Raw genomic sequence first — 17,601 nt, forward strand, 5'->3', positions numbered from 1 at the left:
TTTCGAACTCAATGGAGGGAACCGTGATGGGTCGGCGATCCCAGCCCGAGAGAGTCACCTTGGCGGACGTCGCGCGGGCGGCCGGGGTCTCGCCGGCGACCGCCTCGAAAGTGCTCAACCGGCGCGGCGACGTCGCGGACGGCACCAGGGACCACGTGCTCCGGGTCATCAACGAGATCGGCTACAGGCCGACGACGGTGCGGCAGGAGCGGATGCGGAACCGGGCCCTGGTCACCGTGCTCGACTTCGTGGAGTCGCGCTACGCCGGGACGGTCCTCCAAGGGATACTCCTCGCCGCGAACTCCGCCGACGCCGAACTCCTCCTCCGGCTGCCGCCCGAGCAGCTGATCGGCTCCGGTCCCGAGACCGCCCACGCCTGGCTCGCCGAGCTCCAGGCGTCGGGCGCGGTCGGCATCATCGAGCTCGCCGTCGCCGTCCCCGATCCGGTGCTCGACGCCGCGAAGGACCTGGAGCTGCCGGTGGTGACGATCGACCCGATCGACACCACCGAATCGCGCGCGGTCAGCATCGGCTCGACCAACTGGGCGGGCGGGCGCTCGGCGACCGAGCACGTGATCGGCCTCGGCCACCGCAGGATCGCCTGGGTGGGCGGCCCGCAGGCGTCCGCGCCCTCGACCGAGCGCTTCCACGGGTACCAGGCCGCGCTCGACGCCGCCGGGCTCGCCCCGGACCCGGCGATGGTCCGCCACGGCGCGTTCTCGGTCGAGGCCGGACACGGCCACGGCCGCGACCTGCTCGCGCTCGACGCCCCGCCGACCGCGGTCGTCGCCGGCAACGACGAGATCGCCATCGGGGTCCTCGCCGCGGCGAAGGAATGCGGCGTGGACGTCCCGGGCCGGCTGTCCGTCACCGGGTTCGACGACACGCCGCAGACAGAGTGGACCTCCCCGAGTCTCACCTCGGTCCGGCAGCCGCTGGCGGGCATGGGCCGGATGGCCGTCGAGACCGTGCTCGGCATGGCCGACGGCACCCAGCCCGCGTCCCGGCACGTCCAACTGGCGACTACCCTCAGCATCCGCGACTCGACCGGCCCCGCCCCGGCCGCCTGACCGGGGCGGGCTCAGTCCCGGACGGTGAACCGCTCGGTGACGTCCGCGACGACCGGCCGCACCGCCGCCCACAGCCAGGCGCAGAACACCCAGCCGAGCAGGAGCAGGAGCGCCTCCGAACTCAGCAGCACGGTGGCGGTCGCGACCACCAGCAGCGCGAGGATGCCGAGGGTCGCCTTCCAGGAGAGGAAGAACTCCGCGGCCGCCACGCGCAGGACGTCCCGGAAGCGGAAGGAGAAGAACGAGCTGACCACGAGCAGGTGGCCCGACCACACCGCGGCCGCCGCCATCAGCACCGCGCACACCGGTCGCAGCAGCTCGCCTCCCGGGACCGCGTCGGCGAACAGGATGTTCACCGCCAGCACCGCGTTGAGCGCGAGCATCGGGATCCACCAGGCGAGCGTGTCCCGAGTGTTCAGCCGGAGCCCGCGCACGAGAGGCTTGGCCGGTTTGAGGTCCGGCTCGGCCGCCCACGCCCGCTGCGCGTACAGCGCCGCCGAGAGGGCGGGCGCGACCGGTGCGAGCGCCGCGACGAAGAGCACGGCGTTCGCCGGCTGCGGCGACAGCAGGCTCCAGAACACCACGGTCGGCAGGCCCGAGACCGCCAGGAAGACCCCGAGGACGAGGTACCGGTAGACCGCGGCGGTCAGCCGGGAGAGCACCCCCGGGCCGATCTCGCCATAGCGCGCCGATTCCATGCGAGTCATCCCTTCACCGACCCCAGCATGATGCCCGAGACGAAGTAGCGCTGCACGAACGGGTAGACGCACAGGATGGGGATGACGGTGAGGATCATCGTCACCGCCTGGATGTTCGTGGAGAGCAGCGCGGTCGTCGACCCGGTGGCGGCCGCTCCCTCGGACGTCGTGGTGGAGGCCCCGGCGATGAGGTTCCTCAGGAACAGCGTCACAGGGAACAGCTCGGTCTTGTCGAGGTAGAGGAACGCCAGAAACCAGTCGTTCCAGTACTGGACCGAGTAGAACAGCACCATCGTGGCGATCATCGCCTTCGACAGGGGCAGCACGATCCGGCCGAAGATGCCGTACCAGCCGAGCCCGTCGATCTGAGCGGCCTCCTCGATGTCCTTCGGAAGGTGCTCGAAGAACGACTTCATGACCAGGAGGTTGAACACCGACACCGCGTTGGGCAGCACGATCGCCCACAGGGTGTTCGTCATGCCGAGCGAGGAGATCAGGACGTAGTTCGGCACGAGCCCGCCGTTGAAGAACATGGTGAACACGGCGATCCCGATGAGGGTGTTCCGGCCCTTGAGGTGTTTCTTCGACAGGACGTAGGCGTAGGTCGTGGTGAGTGCCATGGCTATCGACGTCCCGACCACGGTGTAGAGCACGGTGTTGCCGTAGTTGCGCCAGAACGTGCCGTTGGACATCACGGCGGCGTAGGTGTCGACGTTGAAGTCGACGGGGAGGAGGTTCACCTTGCCGGCGTTGATCGCCCCCGCCGAGCTGAACGACTGGGCGAGCACCGTGACGAACGGGTAGAGCATGACCACGCACAGCAGGACCAACAACGTCGCGTTGACAGCGACGAAGACGCGCCTTCCGGTCGTCTCCTGCTGCTTTCGCGGCACGCGGCCGGTCGGCTTCGTCGGGTTCTTCGCACTCGTCTCGGTCACCACAGGCTCGTCCCCACCATCCGCCGCGAGATCAGGTTCGCGGAAAGCACCATCACCAATCCGATCAGCGCCTGGAACAGGCCGATCGCCGTCGCGTAGCTGAGATTGTTCGACACGAGGCCGACCCGGTAGAGGTAGGTCGATATGACGTCGGCCGTCTCGTACGTCAGCGGGTTGTACAGCAGGAGCACCTTTTCGAAGCCGACCTGGAGGAACATCCCGATGTTGAGGATCAGGAGCGTGACCATCATCGGGCGGATGCCCGGAACCGTGACGTGCCAGGTCTGCCGCCATCGGCCCGCACCGTCGATCTTCGCCGCCTCGTACAGCGAGTCGTCGACCGTGGTGAGCGCCGCCAGGTAGAGGATGGTCCCCCAGCCGACGGTCTGCCACACCTCGGACCCGACGTAGATCGCGCGGAACCACTCCGGTCGCTGGAGGAACGGAATGCCCTCCCCGCCGAACGCCTCGATGACCTGGTTGACCGTGCCCTGCAACGACAGGATCTGCATGACCATGCCGACGATGATGACGATCGAGAGGAAGTGCGGCAGGTACGAAATCGACTGCACGATCCGTTTGAAGTACTTCTTCCGGACCTCGTTCAGCATGAGCGCCAGCACGATCGGGAGCGGGAAGCCGACCAGGAGGGTCAGCCCTCCCAATATCGCCGTGTTGGCGAACACCTGCCAGAACGTCGGGTCGTTGATGAACAGCTCGATGTACCTCAGGCCGACCCACTCGTCGCCGAAGATGCTCCCGCCGGGCCGGAACCTCCGGAACGCGATGACATTCCCGACCATGGGGCCGTACTTGAAGATCGCGAGGAAGATCAGGGGAAGGACGGCGAGGCTGTAAAGCTGCCAGTCCCGCCGCATCGCCTCTCGCCAGGTCTGGCGCTTCCGCTTGGCCAGCCGGCGCGGTTCGGTCGGCGTCACCGCCGAGACGCCGGCGACCGCCTCGCCGGTCGCCGGTCGCGGGGTCTGCTCGTCTTGTGTGAGGGACATGTCCAATCCCTCCCGTCAGCGTCGCCGGGGCGAGACCGCCCCGGCCCGCCGATCAGGAGTTCTCCTCCTCGAAACGCTCGCGTGCGCCGTTGATGAGGTCGAGGTAGTCGGCCAGGCCCTGGGCCTCGAGCTCGGAGACGTAGTCGTCCCATTCGGCGATGTCGCGCTCGCCGAGGATGAACTTCAGGGTGTTCGTGTCGACCGTGTCCTGGAGCGGTGTGGCCAACAGCGACGCACGCTCGAGCTCCAGCTCGTCCAGCGGGGCCGGCGGGTACGGATCGCGCGGCGTGCGGGTGGAGAGCACGGTGTCCATGTACGCCACGAAGGACTCGGTGTTGTACGACTCCTTGAGCGTCCGCGACTCGGTCGAGTCGGCGAACACGTTGTTCGACCAGCCGAGGTCCTCCTGGATGTCGGTCGTTCCGTCCAGATTGATGTTGAACGCCTTCAGGGAGTGATCCGGGTCGATCTCGATGTTGCCGTCGGCGTCCTTGGTGTAGGTCTCGTCGAGCACGCCCCAGCGGAGCATTTCGCGGGCGTCGGGGTTGTAGTAGAGCCAGTCGAGGAACTGGAGCGTCGCGAGGAAGTGCTCGGACTCGGTGATCTCGGAGCTGAGCATGAAGCCGTTCCAGAAGTTGCGCGGCTCGACCTGCTGGCCGGCCGGGCCTCCGGGCGGGGCGATCTGGAGCACCTCGAAATTGCCCTCGCCGACCGTCTCGACCAGGGCCTGTTCGAACTCGATCGCGGTCCCGGCCGATCCGGACGCGGCGAACACGGTCTCGTTCGCGAACTTCTCGGCCACGCTCCCGCCGCCGCTGCCGTCGTTGTCGGCCGTGAAGGACTCGGTGTCGACCAGTCCGTCCTCCACCAGGCCGCGGAAGAACTCGACCATCTCCTTGTACTCGGCGGACGCGGCAGTGTAAGCCAGGCCGCCGGAGCCGTCGTCCACCATGCCGTTGCCGAAGCCCCACCCGGCCCGGGCGCCCCAAGCGTGCGAGGCGAAGTTCAGCAGCGAGGCGGACTCGAAACCGTCGGCGAGGGGCCTGGAGTCGGGGTACTCCTGCTTGATCTTGAGGAGCGCCTCGCGCATGTCGTCCCAGGTCTCGGGGACGCCCGCGCCGACGGCGTCGAACACGTCCTTGCGGATGATGAGCGTGAAGACGGGCACCGAGACCTCTTGGAGGCCGGGCACCATGTAGTACTTGCCGTCGGCCTGCTTGAGGTTCTCGATCATGTCACCGAGGTCCCACTCCTCCACGTACTTCTGGAAGTTGGGCATATGCTCGACGTAGTCGCTGATCGGGAGGATCGCGCCCGAGGAGACGAACGAGCTCTCGTCGCCGGTGTAGATGAGCGGGATGACGGTGGGGGCGTCGCCCGCGCTGATGAGGAGGCTTCGCTTCTCTTCGACGTCGCTGAACGGGACGTTGGTGAGATCGAACTTCACGTTCGTGCGCTTCTCGATCTCGTCGAAGATCTGCCACGAGTCCTTGATCGGGAGCTCGGGCCAGTCGGTCCACAGCAGCGGCAGGGTGAACGCCTCGGTCGCGGTGAACTGCATGTCCGCGGTGAAGTCCTCCATCGCGCCGGTCGACTGGCCTTCGATGTCGACCTCGCCGTCGCCGCCGTCGCCGCTGCAGGCCGCGAGTGCGAGTGCGCTGGAGGCGGCGATCGAGTAGCCGAGGACTCCGCGGCGCGTCGCTCTCATTGGCGTCCGCCGGAATACATCTGACATGTCTCTCCTCTTTGAGGTTGTCCGTATGAGCCCGACCGTCCGGTCCGATGCGCGTGGGCACGCCCTCGCACGGACCGAAATTTTCGGTTTCATTACCGATAATTTCCAGAGCCTAGTCGCAGCAGACAATGATGTCAATGAATCTGAAAGGCCAACTCAGCGACAGCGGGAGCGATCAGAGCACCGCGAAGCCCGCTTCGAAAGACCCCGACCCAAGCCACGGCCCCGAAGTCGGTCTTGCCGGGATTTACGGACTTTTCGCAGGCAGAGACCATAACAATTTGATATCCGTCGTTTGGTTCGGCGGGAGTGTCGGCAGCGGATCCAGTCCCATTCATCGGACTCTCGGCGGTCATGCCGGATTTGCGCATTGTGCGATGCGGTATTTTCGATGGAAGACCGGAAATTTTCATATCCTTGACCGATCGGAGTCGTGACGCACTGGTCGGCCGAGTCGGCCTTGCCCCGATTCGCTCGTCATCGGGGCACGCCGAACGGCGGCCTATTGTTACCGTGCGCCGCCGGTCGGCGGCGGCGCTCGCGTCCGAGGAGGAGACCTGAAAGTGAGCACCCATGGTTGACACTGCACCGGCCGCGCCGGACGACCCTGACTCGCCCCGACTGCGGATCGCGATGATCGGCACCGGCTTCATGGCCAGGGCGCACTCGCACGCCTGGCGGACCGCACCGAGATTCTTCGACCTGCCGCTGAGACCGGAACTCGCCGTCATCGCCGGGCGCGACCCGGCCAGGACCGAGGCCGCCGCCGCGAAGCTCGGATGGAGCGGCCACGACCGCGACTGGCGCCGCGTGATCGAGCGCGACGACATCGACCTGGTCGACATCGTCACCCCCGGGGACACCCACGCCGAGATCGCCGTCGCCGCACTCGAGGCGGGCAAGCACGTCCTCTGCGAGAAGCCCCTGGCGAACACGGTCGCCGACGCCCAGCGGATGGCCCGGGCCGCCGAATCGGCGGCCGACCGGGGACAGCTCTCCTTCTGCGGCTTCAGCTACCGGCGGACACCGGCGCTCACGCTCGCGCGCCGGTTCGTCCAAGAGGGACGCCTGGGCGCCGTCCGCCACGTGCGGGCGCAGTACCTCCAGGACTGGCTCAGCGACTCGGCCTCCCCGATGACCTGGCGGCTCGACAGGGTCCGGGCCGGCTCGGGAAGCCTCGGCGACATCGGCGCCCACAGCATCGACACCGCGCAGTGGCTCACCGGGCAGCGGATCACCGGCGTCTCGGGGGTCCTCCGGACCTTCGTCTCCCGCAGGCCCGTCCTCGACCAGCAGGTCGGCCTCGGCGGCACCGCGTCGGCCGACGCGCCCCTGGCCGAGGTCACCGTCGACGACGCGGCCGCGTTCACCGCCTCCTTCGAGGACGGCGCCCTCGGCGTCTTCGAGGCGACCCGGATGGCGCTCGGCCGCCGGAACGCGAACCGCATCGAGGTCAACGGCGAACACGGATCGATCGCCTTCGACTTCGAGCGCATGAACGAGCTGGAGTACTACGACGGCGCCGCGGCCGACGACGAGGCCGAAGGGTTCCGCCGCATCCAGGTCACCGACCCCGCGCACCCGTACGCGCCCAACTGGTGGCCGACCGGCCACGGCCTCGGCTACGAGCACCTGTTCACCCACCAGGCCGTCGACGTCGTCACGGCCGTCGCGCAGGGGACGTCCGCCTCTCCGACCTTCGCCGAAGCGCTCGGAGTCCAGAAAGTACTCGCAGCGGTCGCCTCGAGCGCGGCGGACGCGTCGCGATGGACCGAAATCGACGAGGAGACCCGATGACCGAGAAGAACGCGCTGATCGTCCGAGGCGGATGGGAGGGGCACGCGCCGGTCGAGGCGACCGAGCTGTTCCTGCCGTTCCTGAAGGACAACGGCTACACCGTCCGCATCGAAGAGTCCCCGGCCGCCTACAGCGAGGACCTCGGCGCGGTCGACCTGATCATCCAGTGCGTCACCATGTCCGAGATCTCCGGCCCGCAGCTGGGGGGCCTGCGCGAGGCGGTCGCGGCGGGCACCGGCATGGTCGGCTGGCACGGCGGGATCGCCGACTCCTACCGCGCCGCCTCCGACTACCTCCAGCTCATCGGCGGCCAGTTCGCCACCCACCCCTCGAAGGAACCGGAGCTGTGCTGCGGCACTCAGGAGGACAACTACCTGCCCCACACCGTCGAGATGACCGACCTGGGCCGCGAGCACCCCGTCACCCGCGGCATCGAGGACTTCGAGCTCGACACCGAGCAGTACTGGGTCCTGCACGACGACCTGATCGACGTCCTCGCCACCACCACCCACCCGGTGCGGCCGTGGCATCCGTGGCACCGGCCGATCACCTCCCCGGCGGTCTGGACCCGCCGGTGGGGGCACGGGCGGATCGCTGTGGCCACCCCCGGCCACAGCGTCGACCTCCTCCAGCACGAAAGCGTCCGCACCATCATCGAGAGGGGAATGCTGTGGGCGACCCGCACGGCATCGGCATAGTCGGCCTGGGCGCGATCTCGGCCCAGTACCTGGCGACGATCGAGTCGCACCCGCTGGTCAAGATCGTGGCCGTCGCCGACCTCAACGAGTCCCGGGCGCGCGAGGTCGCCGCCGAGACCGGCGCGGAGGCGGTCACGGTCGACCAGCTCGTCGACGACCCCAGAGTGGACACCGTCCTCAACCTCACGATCCCGGCGGCGCACGCCGACATCGCGCTGCGGGCGATCGCGGCCGGCAAGCACGTATACGGCGAGAAGCCGCTGGCCGCGACCTTCGGCGAGGCCGAGCGCGTGGTCGAGGCCGCGAGGGCGGCCGGGGCGACGGTGGGATGCGCTCCCGACACCGTGCTCGGCACGGGAATCCAGACGGCCAGGGAGGCCGTGGACGCCGGACGCATCGGCACGCCCACGGCCGCGACCGCCACCATGATCGCCCCCGGCCACGAGCTGTGGCACCCGAACCCCGACTTCTACTACGCCGAAGGCGGCGGGCCGCTGCTCGACATGGGGCCGTACTACGTCACCTCCCTGGTGCACCTGCTCGGCCCGGTGGTCTCGGTCTCGGGCGCCGCCGGCCGGTCCCGGGACGTCCGGACCATCCGCTCCGGCCCGCGCGCCGGGGAGCGGATCCCGGTCACCGTCGACACGCACGTGACGGGCATCCTCGAACACGCCGGCGGCGCGCTGAGCACGATCGTGATGAGCTTCGAGGGTCTGACCACCGAGGCGCCGCCGATCGAGGTCCAGGGCACCGAGGGCTCGCTCGCGGTCCCCGACCCGAACCATTTCGACGGCGAGGTCACGCTCCGCTCGCTCGGCCGGGAGGGCAGCGTGGCGCTCCCGGTCAGCGCCGGTTACGCGGAGGCCGGGCGCGGTGTCGGCCTCGTCGACATGCTGCGCGCCGACCCGGATCGCCCGGCCCGGGCCGACGGCGCCCTCGGGCTCCACGTCCTCGAGGTGATGACCGCGGTGCTCGACTCGGCGGCCGCCGGGAAGCGCCTCGAGATGACCACTTCCGTCGAACGCCCGAGCCTGGTGCCGCTGAGCGAACGCGGCGCCTGGACCGGTTGAGGACTCCGCCGCCGACCGACGACACGGCGGTCGGCGGCACCGGCTCAATCGGTTTCGGCGGCGGCCCGGGTGGAGGCGGGCCGCGTGGCGGCGCCGGAGAGGATGCGGCCGATCAGTTTCTGCGGCAGCAGCCGTCCGATCGCCGCGATCGTCTTGTACTGCCAGCCGGGGACGCTCAGGGCCTTGCCTTTGTGCCAGTCCCGCAGCGCCGCCGCGGCGACGGCGTCGGCGTCCATCCACATGAAGCGCGGGATCTTGGACATGTCCATGCGCGCGCTGCTGTGGAAGCCCGTGCGGGTGAAGCCCGGGCACAGCGCCGTGACCGCGACATTGTGGATTCGGGCCGTTCGCGCCGCCGCCTGGCTGAAGTTGATGACCCAAGCCTTGGTGGCCGAATACGTCGAGCTGGGAAAGAAACCCAGGACCGAAGCGGTGTTGATGACGCCGCCGCGGCCGCGATCGATCATGGAGGGCAGTGCGGCGAGAGCGAGGCGGAGCACGGTCTCGGTGTGCAGCCGGAGCATGGCGACCTCGGCCTCGACCGGCGTGTCGAGAAATCCCGTGGGGTGCCCGAATCCGGCGTTGTTCACCAGAAGATCAACGGCCCTGCAACGCGCCTCCAAGGCGGCGACATCGGCTTCGGAGGCCAGATCCGCCGCCACCACTTCGCATTCGACGGCCAGCCCACCCGCGACGCTCCGCAGGCGCGCGTCATCGCGGTCGACCAGGATCAGCCGGTGGCCTTCCCCCGCCAACACCCTGGCGAACGCCGCGCCGATACCCGAAGCGGCCCCGGTGACGAGCGCCGTCGGCGCAGATGCAGACCGTCCCTCACTCACCGGCCGAGCCTATCCAGCGGCGCAGCGGCCGCGTTCAGGTCCCGGTCATGCGTAGCGGCGGGCCGCGTTCCGGAGCGCGGATACGAACGCCTCGGTCGCAGGCGGGTCGGGGGGTTCGCCGTAGGTGACCAGGTGGACGCGTCTGCGGAAGTGGGTGAGCGGGGTGGCCTCGATGTCGTCCCGCCGGTGGGTCCGGAGCGCGAGCCCGGGGTTGGTGGTCACGCCCAGGCCCGCCGCGACCAGGGCCTGCTGGACGATGATGTCGTCACTGGTGTAGGCGATCTCGGGGGTGAACCCGGCGGCCCCGCACGCGTCCAGGAACTCTCGCCGGCAGCGGGTGCAGCCGGCGATCCACGCCGACGCGCGGTGGTCGAGCAGCGTCTCACCGGCCCGGAGGCTGACCAGGTGCATGGGGTCGTCGAACAGGTGGGTGCCGTTGACATCGCCGGGTAGGTCGTCGTCGTAGCGGAAGATGACGGCGGCGTCGATCTCGCCCGCGCGCAGCATGGTCAGCGCGACCTCGGGGTGGCATTCGATCAGGCTCAGTTCGACGCCGGGGTGGTCGCGGCGCATCGCCGCCGCCGCTTCGGGGACCAGCAAGGTCAGCGCCGACTGGAATCCCGCGAAGCGCACCCGCCCGGCCCGCAGGCCCGCCATCGCCTCCAGTTCGGCCTCGGCCGCGTCGACCCGGCCGATGATCTCGATGGCGCGCCGCGCCAGCGCCTCGCCCTCCGGGGTGAGCCGGATGCCGCGGCCGACGCGCTGTACCAGCCGCGCCCCGGTCTCGGACTCCAAGCGCGCGAGGTGGTGGCTGACGGAGGGCTGCGAGTAGTGCAGGTGCTTCGCGGCCCGGGTGACCGATCCGTGCGCGGCGACCGCCGCGAGGACGCGGAGCCGCACTATATCGAGCATGCATAGATTCTATCTATAGGTTCACGCGAAAACTGGCATTGGACTTATGGATCGATCCGGGGGAACCTGAAGCCATGACCACCATGATCGGCACGCCACCCGCGCTCACCGAAGCCACCACCGCGGTCCGCTCGGCACTCCGCGTCCGCACCGACTGGGCCGGAGCGGCCCGCCTCGTCGCCGATGAGCTCCGCGAGAACCTGCCCGGCCCCGAAATCCTCACCCCCGAACAGCGGCTCGGGGACCCAGACGGCCCGACCGGGCACCTGCTGCACACCGAACCGGACGGAAGCTTCTCCATGCTCGCGGTGATCTGGCGCCCGGGGCAGACCACCCGCATCCACGACCACATCACCTGGTGCGTCGTCGGGGTCATCCAGGGCATCGAACACGAGGAGCTCTACGACGAGCACCTGAACCCGATCGGCCTCAACGACAACCACCCCGGCGAGGTCACCGGCTTCGCACCGCCCGGCGACATCCACCGGATCGTCAACACCGGCACCGAGACCGCGATATCGTTGCACGTCTACGGCACCGACCTCGGCCGAGTCGGCAGCAGCGCCCGCCGCTACTACGAGCCCGCCGACACCGAAGGATCGAGGTGACCCGTCCCATGGCACTGAAACGACTGGACCACACCGGCATCGTGGTCGAAGACCTCCCGGCCGCCATCGCGTTCTTCGTCGAACTCGGCATGGAGCTGGAAGGCCAGGCGTCGATGGAAGGCGAATGGGTGGACAAACTCATCGCCCTGGACGGCGTCCGCGCCGACATCGCCATGCTCCGCACCCCGGACGGCAACGGCCGAGTCGAACTGTCGACGATCCGCACCCCACCGGCCACCGGCAGCGCCCCATGGGAACCGGTGAGCACCCCGGGCATCCCGCGCCTCACCTTCGTCGTCGACGACGTCGACGACACCCTCGAACGCCTGCGACAGCACGGCGCCGAACGCCTGGGCGAGATGACGCAGTTCGAGGACGTCTACCGCTACGTCTACACCCGGGGCCCGGCCGGGGTCATCATCGGCCTGGTGGAGGAGATCCAGTGAAACCGGACCGAACCGCCGCACCCGCGTCGCTGGCACGGCGCGCGCGAACTCCGGACGGCCGTGCGGAATTCATGCGGGATCCGTGCGGTGCCGGTCGTATCCTGCCATCGGCATAAACCCCCACCGAAAGGATCATGCCGATGAAACGCCTGCGCTTGACCGTCTGCGCCCTGGGAATCGCCGTCTTCGGCGCGCTCGGCGCCCTCGTCCCCTCGGCCGCCCAAGCCCACCCGCACGACTGGGACGACTTCACCTATTGGGGCGCGTACCCCACTTCAGCGGACTGCATCGATACGGGATGGACGCTGTCACACCGATACAACTGGCACGCCTTCACGTGCGGCGTGAGCAATAATGACGGCCGCTGGGTCTACACCCTGTGGTACGTCCCCACGACTTGAGCTCGAGACCGGCGCGATCGCCTCGTTTCCGCCCGACCGGAAACGGAGCCATCGCGCTCAAGTGATCGGGCCCGGGTCGATGACGTCGACGGCCACGCCGGTCTCGCGGAGCGCGAAGATCTCTTCGGTCGAAGTCTCGGCGTCGGTGATGACCGCCCGGAAGGCCGCCACGCTCCCGTGCATGTGGGTGGCGGCCTTTCCGAACTTCGTGTGGTCGATCAGCAGCAGGGCCTCGGAGCCGGATCCGACCATGGCCTCCTTGATCTCGGCGACCTCGCGCACCGGATGGTAGAGGTTGCCGCCGAGGACGGCGGTGGCCGACATCAGGACCACGTCGACATGGGTCCGCGCGAGCACCCGGGTGACCTCCGGACCGGTGCAGGAGTTGAACTCGGACTGGAAGCGGCCGCCGAGGAGCGTCACGTCGGCGCGCGGCAGCTCCTCGGCCATGCGCCCGGCCACGCCGAGCGAGTTGGTGACCACCGAGAGGTGCTCGGTACCGGCTTTGCGCAGCTCCGCCGCCAGCGGCAGGACGGTGCTGGAATCGTCGACCAGGATCGTCTCGCCCGAGCTGATGTAGCGGACCGCCGCCGCGCACAGCGCGGCCTTCAGCTCCAAGTTGACGCCTTCGCGGAACCTGGTCGCGGTCTCCATGGTGAGCATCGGGAACGCCACCGCCAGGCCGCGTTCCTTCCGCAGCAGGTTCCGGGAGGCCAGCCGGTCGAGATCGCGGTGCATCGTCATGAGGCTGACGTTGAAATGGTCGGCGAGCTCGGCGATGCGGATCTCCCCCGCCTCGGCGACGCGGCTGAGAATGGCCTGGCGCCGCTCCTCGACGACCGCTTGGGACGGCCGCGATTTCACGGGCATCGGACCTCCGTCTTCTCGGCGTTCCATCGGTTGGCGGTGAACGCCAGCTTACCCGAGGCCGAGTCCGCGGCTGCGGACTCGGACCTCGGGCGGCCGTGTCTACGACGTGTTTCATCCTCCACATCGGTTAACGGTCGGATTTGGAGTTTGCGTCCGGTGCCGGCGCGGAAGGTCTCGATCGCTTTGGTGTACTGGTCGAGTCCGAAGGTGTGGCTGGTCATCGCTTCGGCGTCGATCACGCCCTTGGCCAGCAGGTCGACCGCACGGCCGAAGGAGTGGAGGACTGCCATGGAGCCGACGATGTGGATCTCGTCTTTGTAGACCCGGAACGGCGAGAAGTTCGCCGTGGCCGATTCGGAGGCGACCCCGAAGACCTGGAACGTCCCGCCCTTGCGGACCCGGGTCAGACCGTCCTCGATCGCCGGGACCGCGCCGGTGCAGTCGATGACGACCTCCCAGCCCTCGGGCCGGTCCAACTCGTCGGCTGCGGTGGCGGTGGCGTCGGCCGCCAGGCGCTCGGCCACGGCCAGCCGGTCGGTGTTCAGATCGACCACCGACACGCTCGCGGCCCCGGCGAAGCGGGCCAGTTGGGCCATCATCAGGCCCATCGTGCCGGCCCCGTAGACCAGGTAATGCGCCCCGATCCGTCCCGGCAGCAGGTCGAAGCCGTGGACGGCGCACGAGAGCGGCTCGATCAGCGGCGCGTGGTCGAGCGAGACCCACTCGGGCAGCCGGTAGCAGTTCGCGGCCGGGGCCGCGCAGTACTCGGCGGTCGCGCCCGGGGAGCGGATGACGCCGATGGCGTTGTACCGCTCGCACAGGTTCCCGCGGCCGATCTTGCAGTAGTGGCAGGTCCGGCACGGCAGGTTCGGGTCGACCGCGACCCGGTCGCCGACGGCGAAGTCGTCGACCCCGGGGCCGACGGCGGTGACGGTGCCGGCGAACTCGTGGCCGGGCACGATCGGGTAGACCGTGCCCTCCAGGTCGCCGTCGAGCACGTGGATGTCCGTGCCGCACACCCCGACGCCCGCCACGGACATGACGACCTCGCCGGGACCGGGCGCCGGGTCGGCGACGATGGCGGTGGCGATCTCGCCGGGCGCTTCGATCAGGACTGCTCGCATTACTTGACAGCTCCTAGGGTCAGGCCGCGCACGAGCCACTTCTGGGCGATCCATCCGGCCAGGATCACCGGGAAGGCGGCCATGGTGGCGGCGGCGGACAATCGGGCGAGGAACAGGCCCTCGCTGGTGATGAACCCGGTGAGGAACACCGGCACGGTCGCCGCCCGCGTCGAGGTCAGCGAGACGGCGAAGAAGAACTCGTTCCACGCGAAGATGAAGCAGATCAGCGCCGTGGCCGCCAGGCCGGGCGCGATCATCGGCAGGATGATCTTGCGGACCTCGGTGAAGAAGCCCGCCCCGTCGACCTTGGCCGCCTCCAGCACCGCCGTCGGCACCTCCAGCAGGAACGAGCGGATCATCCAGACGGCGATCGGCAGGTTCATGGCCGTGTAGACCAGCGAGAGCATGGTGGCGTTGTCGAGCACACCGACGTTGTTGGCGATGATGTAGAGCGGCAGGATGATCGCGGCCGGCGGCATGAACCGGGTCGAGATGAAGAAGAACAGCGAGTCCCGCCATCGGCCGACCGGCGCGAGCGAGAGCGCGTACGCGGCCGGGGTGGCCAGGACGATGACCAGGATCGTCGACCCGATCGAGGCCATGAGGGAGTTGAGCAGGAACGGCGTGAAGTCGCGGCCGAGGATCGCCTCGAACTGGTCGAGGGTGGGTGTGAAGACGAACGCGGGCGGGTCGGTCGAGGCGTCGGCCTCCCGTTTGAACCCGGAGACGAACATCCAAGCCACCGGGAAGAAGAACACCAGCGCCGCCGCCCAGGCCAGCAGCGCGACCCAGGTCGAGTGCAGGCGGCGGCGCCACGCGTACGCGGCGCCGCGGCGCCGCACGGGCGCGGCGGCCGTGCCCGGCGGGCTGGTCGTGTCAGATTCGGTCAGCATCGCTCACCTCGCCTCCTCTCGGAACATGCTCGCGAACACCCGCAGCGCGAACATGGCGATCACGATCGTGCCCGCGACGACGACGACGCCGGCCGCGGCCGCCTCACCGACCTCGAATGCGCGGAAGGTGCGCTGGTAGATGAAGTACGGCAGGTTCGTGGTCGCCTGGCCCGGGCCGCCCTGGGTGATCAGGTAGATCGGATCGAAGGTCTGGACGATGAAGATCGAGCCCAGCAGGACCGCCAGCTCGATGAACCGGCGCAGCTGCGGGAACGTGATCCGCACGAAGATCGCGCCGGGCCCGGCCCCGTCGATCCGGGCCGCCTCGAGCAGCTCCGGGTTCTGGCTCTGGAGCCCGGCGAGCACGATCAGCATCATGAACGGCGTCCACTGCCAGACCAGCATGAGCACCAGCGAGAACATCGGATGCTCCGAGACCCAGTCGACCCGGTCGACCCCGAACGGGGACAGCGCCCAGTTCAGGACCCCGTAGACCGGGTTCAGCATGGCGTGCTTCCAGATCAGCGCCGCCGCGGCCGGCATCGCCAGGAACGGCGTGATCAGCAGCGTCCGCACGATGCTGCGGCCCAGGAACTTCTGGTCCAGCAGCACCGCCAGCGCGATACCGAGGATCATCGACAGCAGCACCACGGTCGCGGTCAGGAACACGGTGTTGAAGACGGCGCCGCGGAACTGCGCGTCGCCCAGCACCGCCCCGTAGTTGGCGAAGCCGGCGAAGCCCGCCTCGTCGGGGCGCAGCAGGTTGCGGTCCTGGAAGCTGTAGTAGACCGTCGCTGCGAACGGCAACTGCGTCAGCACGATCACCAGCAGCAGCGCCGGCAGCAGCGGGCCCCGCCGCTTCCACCGCTCGCCCACGGGCAGTTTGGGCTCCTTCTTCGGAGCCCCCGGGCCGCGGCGCTCTCGCGCCGCGACCGGGGATTCAGTGGCGGTCATCGGCCTCACTGGTCCCTGTATCCGCCCTCGTCTGCCACTTCCTCGGCGTAGCCCTGGGCTTTCTCCAGGGCCTCCTCGACCGTCTGGTTCCCGGCGATCGCCGCCGAGATCTCCTGGGCCACACGGGTGCCGAGATCCTGGAACTCCGGGATGGAGATGTACTGGACGCCCGCCCAGTTCTGCTCGTACAGGCCCGGCTGGTTCACGTCGACGTTCTGGATCGCCTCCAGGGTCTGCGGAGCGAACGCCTCGGCGGCCTCCATGTACTCGGGGATCTCATAGGTCGAGGCGCGGCTGCCCGGCGGGACGCGCGTCCAGCCCAGTTCCTCGCCGACCAGGTGCATGTAGTCCTTGCCGGTCGCCCAGGCCATGAACTCCCAGGCCGCGTCCTTGGACTCCGAGGTCTCCGGGACCGCCAGGGACCAGGCCCACAGCCAGCCCGAGGAGTCGGTCTCCATGACCGGCGCGGGCACGTAGCCCATGTTCCCGGCCGCGTCGGAGGACTCGGGGTCCTCCAGGACGCTCGCGCCGACCGTGGCGTCCAGCCACATCGCCGCGTTGCCCTGGCTGGTCGCGGTCAGGCACTCGCTGAACCCGGCGTTGGCCGCGCCGGGCTCGCCGTACTCGCTGACCAGGTCCACGTAGAACTGCACGGCTTCGACCGTCTCGGAGCTCGTCAGCTGGGCGTTCCAGTCCTCGTCGTACCAGCGGCCCCCGAAGGTGTTGATCACCGTGTTCAGCGGGGCGAGCACCTCGCCCCAGCCGGCGAGGCCGCGCAGGCAGATACCGGCCACGTCGTTGTCGGGGTCGTTGAGCTCGGCGGCCAGGTCGGCGACCTCGTCCCAGGTCGGGTTCTCCGGCATGGTGACTCCGGCGGCCTCGAACAGGTCCGTGCGGTACATCAGGAACGACGACTCGCCGTAGAACGGCACCGCGTACAGGCTGTCCTCGTAGGTCAGCGCCTCGCGGACCGGGGTGAGCAGGTCGTCGACGTCGTAGTCGGGGTCGCTGGCGTAATCGTCCAGGTTGGTCAGCCATTCGTTCTCGGCCCAGATCGGCGTCTCGTAGGTGCCGATGGTGACGATGTCGTACTGGCCCGACCCGGTCGCGATGTCCTGGGTGACCCGGTCGCGCAGTTCGTTCTCGGGCAGGACCACGAACTCGACGTCGATGCCGGTCTCCTCCTCGAAGTGGGTGGAGAGCTCTTCGATGTCCTGCATCTGCGGGTTGGCTACGGTCGCGATGGTGATCGACTCGCCGTCGCCGTTCCCACCGCCGCCCGCGCCGGAGCAGGCACTGGCCGCAAGGACCACCGCCACTGATCCGGCCACGAGGGCACGCTGCTTGATGGAAGGGGATTTCATCAGGACCTCCTCGTCCTCAACACGCCAGAACAGCGTGCCGTCTCCATTCTTTGAGCGGATATGCAGTTGTGAAGCCGGTAGACTCAAGAATCTATCATAAAATGATCCTCTGTTAACACACTACTAGTTAACTAGAGTGATATACAACACTTCAAATGGAAAATCAGCAGCCCTGGG

The 17,601-nt window shown here is 68.7% G+C and carries 18 protein-coding genes; 7 read left to right on the top strand and 11 right to left on the bottom strand.

What is annotated here, in order from left to right:
- Positions 1–26 precede the first annotated feature (26 nt).
- Positions 27–1,070 (top strand): LacI family DNA-binding transcriptional regulator, encoded by a 1,044-nt coding sequence (locus JFB92_RS03210; RefSeq protein WP_199034846.1) that lies wholly within the window; start codon positions 27–29, stop codon positions 1,068–1,070.
- 11 nt (positions 1,071–1,081) lie between these two features.
- On the opposite strand, the gene JFB92_RS03215 is transcribed toward JFB92_RS03210, so the two are convergent.
- Genes JFB92_RS03215 through JFB92_RS03230 form a run of 4 tightly spaced genes read right to left on the bottom strand, consistent with a single transcriptional unit; the run spans position 1,082 to position 5,421 of the window.
- Entirely contained in the window at positions 1,082–1,768 is a 687-nt protein-coding gene (locus tag JFB92_RS03215) for a hypothetical protein (protein WP_199034847.1), read from the bottom strand.
- Positions 1,769–1,773: 5 nt separating this feature from the next.
- The gene (locus JFB92_RS03220; RefSeq protein ID WP_372451563.1) at positions 1,774–2,661 is read right to left on the bottom strand and encodes a carbohydrate ABC transporter permease; all 888 of its coding nucleotides are present in this window, start codon (positions 2,659–2,661) and stop codon (positions 1,774–1,776) included.
- Positions 2,662–2,702: 41 nt separating this feature from the next.
- On the bottom strand, positions 2,703–3,713 hold the full coding sequence (locus JFB92_RS03225; RefSeq protein WP_199034849.1) for an ABC transporter permease: 1,011 nt from the start codon (positions 3,711–3,713) through the stop codon (positions 2,703–2,705).
- 52 nt (positions 3,714–3,765) lie between these two features.
- Entirely contained in the window at positions 3,766–5,421 is a 1,656-nt protein-coding gene (locus JFB92_RS03230) for an ABC transporter substrate-binding protein (protein WP_199034855.1), read from the bottom strand.
- A gap of 600 nt (positions 5,422–6,021) precedes the next feature.
- On the opposite strand from JFB92_RS03230, the gene JFB92_RS03235 reads away from it, so the two are divergent.
- Genes JFB92_RS03235 through JFB92_RS03245 form a run of 3 tightly spaced genes read left to right on the top strand, consistent with a single transcriptional unit; the run spans position 6,022 to position 9,013 of the window.
- Complete coding sequence (locus JFB92_RS03235) at positions 6,022–7,245, top strand: Gfo/Idh/MocA family protein (protein ID WP_199034856.1); 1,224 nt, start codon at positions 6,022–6,024, stop codon at positions 7,243–7,245.
- The gene (locus JFB92_RS03240; protein WP_199034857.1) at positions 7,242–7,943 is read left to right on the top strand and encodes a ThuA domain-containing protein; all 702 of its coding nucleotides are present in this window, start codon (positions 7,242–7,244) and stop codon (positions 7,941–7,943) included. The genes JFB92_RS03235 and JFB92_RS03240 overlap by 4 nt, the downstream gene beginning before the upstream one ends.
- Positions 7,916–9,013, top strand: a complete 1,098-nt coding sequence (locus JFB92_RS03245; protein WP_199034858.1) for a Gfo/Idh/MocA family protein — start codon at positions 7,916–7,918, stop codon at positions 9,011–9,013. The genes JFB92_RS03240 and JFB92_RS03245 overlap by 28 nt, the downstream gene beginning before the upstream one ends.
- A 44-nt stretch (positions 9,014–9,057) precedes the next feature.
- On the opposite strand, the gene JFB92_RS03250 is transcribed toward JFB92_RS03245, so the two are convergent.
- Together JFB92_RS03250 and JFB92_RS03255 are read right to left on the bottom strand one after the other, a co-directional pair.
- Entirely contained in the window at positions 9,058–9,852 is a 795-nt protein-coding gene (locus JFB92_RS03250) for an SDR family NAD(P)-dependent oxidoreductase (RefSeq protein ID WP_199034863.1), read from the bottom strand.
- A 45-nt stretch (positions 9,853–9,897) separates the two neighbouring features.
- Positions 9,898–10,764 carry a LysR family transcriptional regulator gene (locus JFB92_RS03255; protein ID WP_199034865.1) on the bottom strand — a complete coding sequence of 289 codons (867 nt, stop codon included), beginning with the start codon at positions 10,762–10,764 and terminating at the stop codon, positions 9,898–9,900.
- Between the two features lie 74 nt (positions 10,765–10,838).
- On the opposite strand from JFB92_RS03255, the gene JFB92_RS03260 reads away from it, so the two are divergent.
- The 3 genes from JFB92_RS03260 to JFB92_RS03270 all read left to right on the top strand — a co-directional run bounded on the left by JFB92_RS03260 (position 10,839) and on the right by JFB92_RS03270 (position 12,219).
- Positions 10,839–11,372 carry a cysteine dioxygenase family protein gene (locus JFB92_RS03260; RefSeq protein ID WP_199034867.1) on the top strand — a complete coding sequence of 178 codons (534 nt, stop codon included), beginning with the start codon at positions 10,839–10,841 and terminating at the stop codon, positions 11,370–11,372.
- Between the two features lie 8 nt (positions 11,373–11,380).
- Positions 11,381–11,818 carry a VOC family protein gene (locus JFB92_RS03265; protein ID WP_199034868.1) on the top strand — a complete coding sequence of 146 codons (438 nt, stop codon included), beginning with the start codon at positions 11,381–11,383 and terminating at the stop codon, positions 11,816–11,818.
- 140 nt (positions 11,819–11,958) lie between these two features.
- Entirely contained in the window at positions 11,959–12,219 is a 261-nt protein-coding gene (locus tag JFB92_RS03270; RefSeq protein WP_199034869.1) for a hypothetical protein, read from the top strand.
- Between the two features lie 57 nt (positions 12,220–12,276).
- On the opposite strand, the gene JFB92_RS03275 is transcribed toward JFB92_RS03270, so the two are convergent.
- Genes JFB92_RS03275 through JFB92_RS03295 form a run of 5 tightly spaced genes read right to left on the bottom strand, consistent with a single transcriptional unit; the run spans position 12,277 to position 17,424 of the window.
- Positions 12,277–13,089, bottom strand: a complete 813-nt coding sequence (locus JFB92_RS03275) for a DeoR/GlpR family DNA-binding transcription regulator (protein WP_199034870.1) — start codon at positions 13,087–13,089, stop codon at positions 12,277–12,279.
- On the bottom strand, positions 13,080–14,213 hold the full coding sequence (locus tag JFB92_RS03280) for a zinc-dependent alcohol dehydrogenase family protein (RefSeq protein ID WP_199034871.1): 1,134 nt from the start codon (positions 14,211–14,213) through the stop codon (positions 13,080–13,082). The genes JFB92_RS03275 and JFB92_RS03280 overlap by 10 nt, the downstream gene beginning before the upstream one ends.
- Positions 14,213–15,106, bottom strand: a complete 894-nt coding sequence (locus tag JFB92_RS03285) for a carbohydrate ABC transporter permease (RefSeq protein ID WP_199034872.1) — start codon at positions 15,104–15,106, stop codon at positions 14,213–14,215. Before JFB92_RS03285 ends, JFB92_RS03280 begins: the two co-directional genes overlap by 1 nt.
- Positions 15,107–15,109: 3 nt before the next feature.
- Positions 15,110–16,060 (bottom strand): carbohydrate ABC transporter permease, encoded by a 951-nt coding sequence (locus JFB92_RS03290; protein WP_199034873.1) that lies wholly within the window; start codon positions 16,058–16,060, stop codon positions 15,110–15,112.
- Between the two features lie 5 nt (positions 16,061–16,065).
- On the bottom strand, positions 16,066–17,424 hold the full coding sequence (locus tag JFB92_RS03295; protein ID WP_199034874.1) for an ABC transporter substrate-binding protein: 1,359 nt from the start codon (positions 17,422–17,424) through the stop codon (positions 16,066–16,068).
- Between the last annotated feature and the right edge of the window lie 177 nt (positions 17,425–17,601).

It is taken from the genome of Glycomyces salinus, from assembly GCF_016428645.1.
Lineage (GTDB): Bacteria > Actinomycetota > Actinomycetes > Mycobacteriales > Micromonosporaceae > Glycomyces > Glycomyces salinus.

Excerpts from the sequence above, each read along its gene's own strand:
- JFB92_RS03210 (WP_199034846.1), top strand. The coding sequence starts at position 27 with ATGGGTCGGCGATCCCAGCCCGAGAGAGTCACCTTGGCGGACGTCGCG.
- JFB92_RS03215 (WP_199034847.1), bottom strand. The coding sequence starts at position 1,768 with ATGGAATCGGCGCGCTATGGCGAGATCGGCCCGGGGGTGCTCTCCCGG.
- JFB92_RS03225 (WP_199034849.1), bottom strand. The coding sequence starts at position 3,713 with ATGTCCCTCACACAAGACGAGCAGACCCCGCGACCGGCGACCGGCGAG.
- JFB92_RS03230 (WP_199034855.1), bottom strand. The coding sequence starts at position 5,421 with ATGAGAGCGACGCGCCGCGGAGTCCTCGGCTACTCGATCGCCGCCTCC.
- JFB92_RS03235 (WP_199034856.1), top strand. The coding sequence starts at position 6,022 with ATGGTTGACACTGCACCGGCCGCGCCGGACGACCCTGACTCGCCCCGA.
- JFB92_RS03240 (WP_199034857.1), top strand. The coding sequence starts at position 7,242 with ATGACCGAGAAGAACGCGCTGATCGTCCGAGGCGGATGGGAGGGGCAC.
- JFB92_RS03255 (WP_199034865.1), bottom strand. The coding sequence starts at position 10,764 with ATGCTCGATATAGTGCGGCTCCGCGTCCTCGCGGCGGTCGCCGCGCAC.
- JFB92_RS03260 (WP_199034867.1), top strand. The coding sequence starts at position 10,839 with ATGACCACCATGATCGGCACGCCACCCGCGCTCACCGAAGCCACCACC.
- JFB92_RS03265 (WP_199034868.1), top strand. The coding sequence starts at position 11,381 with ATGGCACTGAAACGACTGGACCACACCGGCATCGTGGTCGAAGACCTC.
- JFB92_RS03270 (WP_199034869.1), top strand. The coding sequence starts at position 11,959 with ATGAAACGCCTGCGCTTGACCGTCTGCGCCCTGGGAATCGCCGTCTTC.
- JFB92_RS03275 (WP_199034870.1), bottom strand. The coding sequence starts at position 13,089 with ATGCCCGTGAAATCGCGGCCGTCCCAAGCGGTCGTCGAGGAGCGGCGC.
- JFB92_RS03280 (WP_199034871.1), bottom strand. The coding sequence starts at position 14,213 with ATGCGAGCAGTCCTGATCGAAGCGCCCGGCGAGATCGCCACCGCCATC.
- JFB92_RS03285 (WP_199034872.1), bottom strand. The coding sequence starts at position 15,106 with ATGCTGACCGAATCTGACACGACCAGCCCGCCGGGCACGGCCGCCGCG.
- JFB92_RS03290 (WP_199034873.1), bottom strand. The coding sequence starts at position 16,060 with ATGACCGCCACTGAATCCCCGGTCGCGGCGCGAGAGCGCCGCGGCCCG.
- JFB92_RS03295 (WP_199034874.1), bottom strand. The coding sequence starts at position 17,424 with ATGAAATCCCCTTCCATCAAGCAGCGTGCCCTCGTGGCCGGATCAGTG.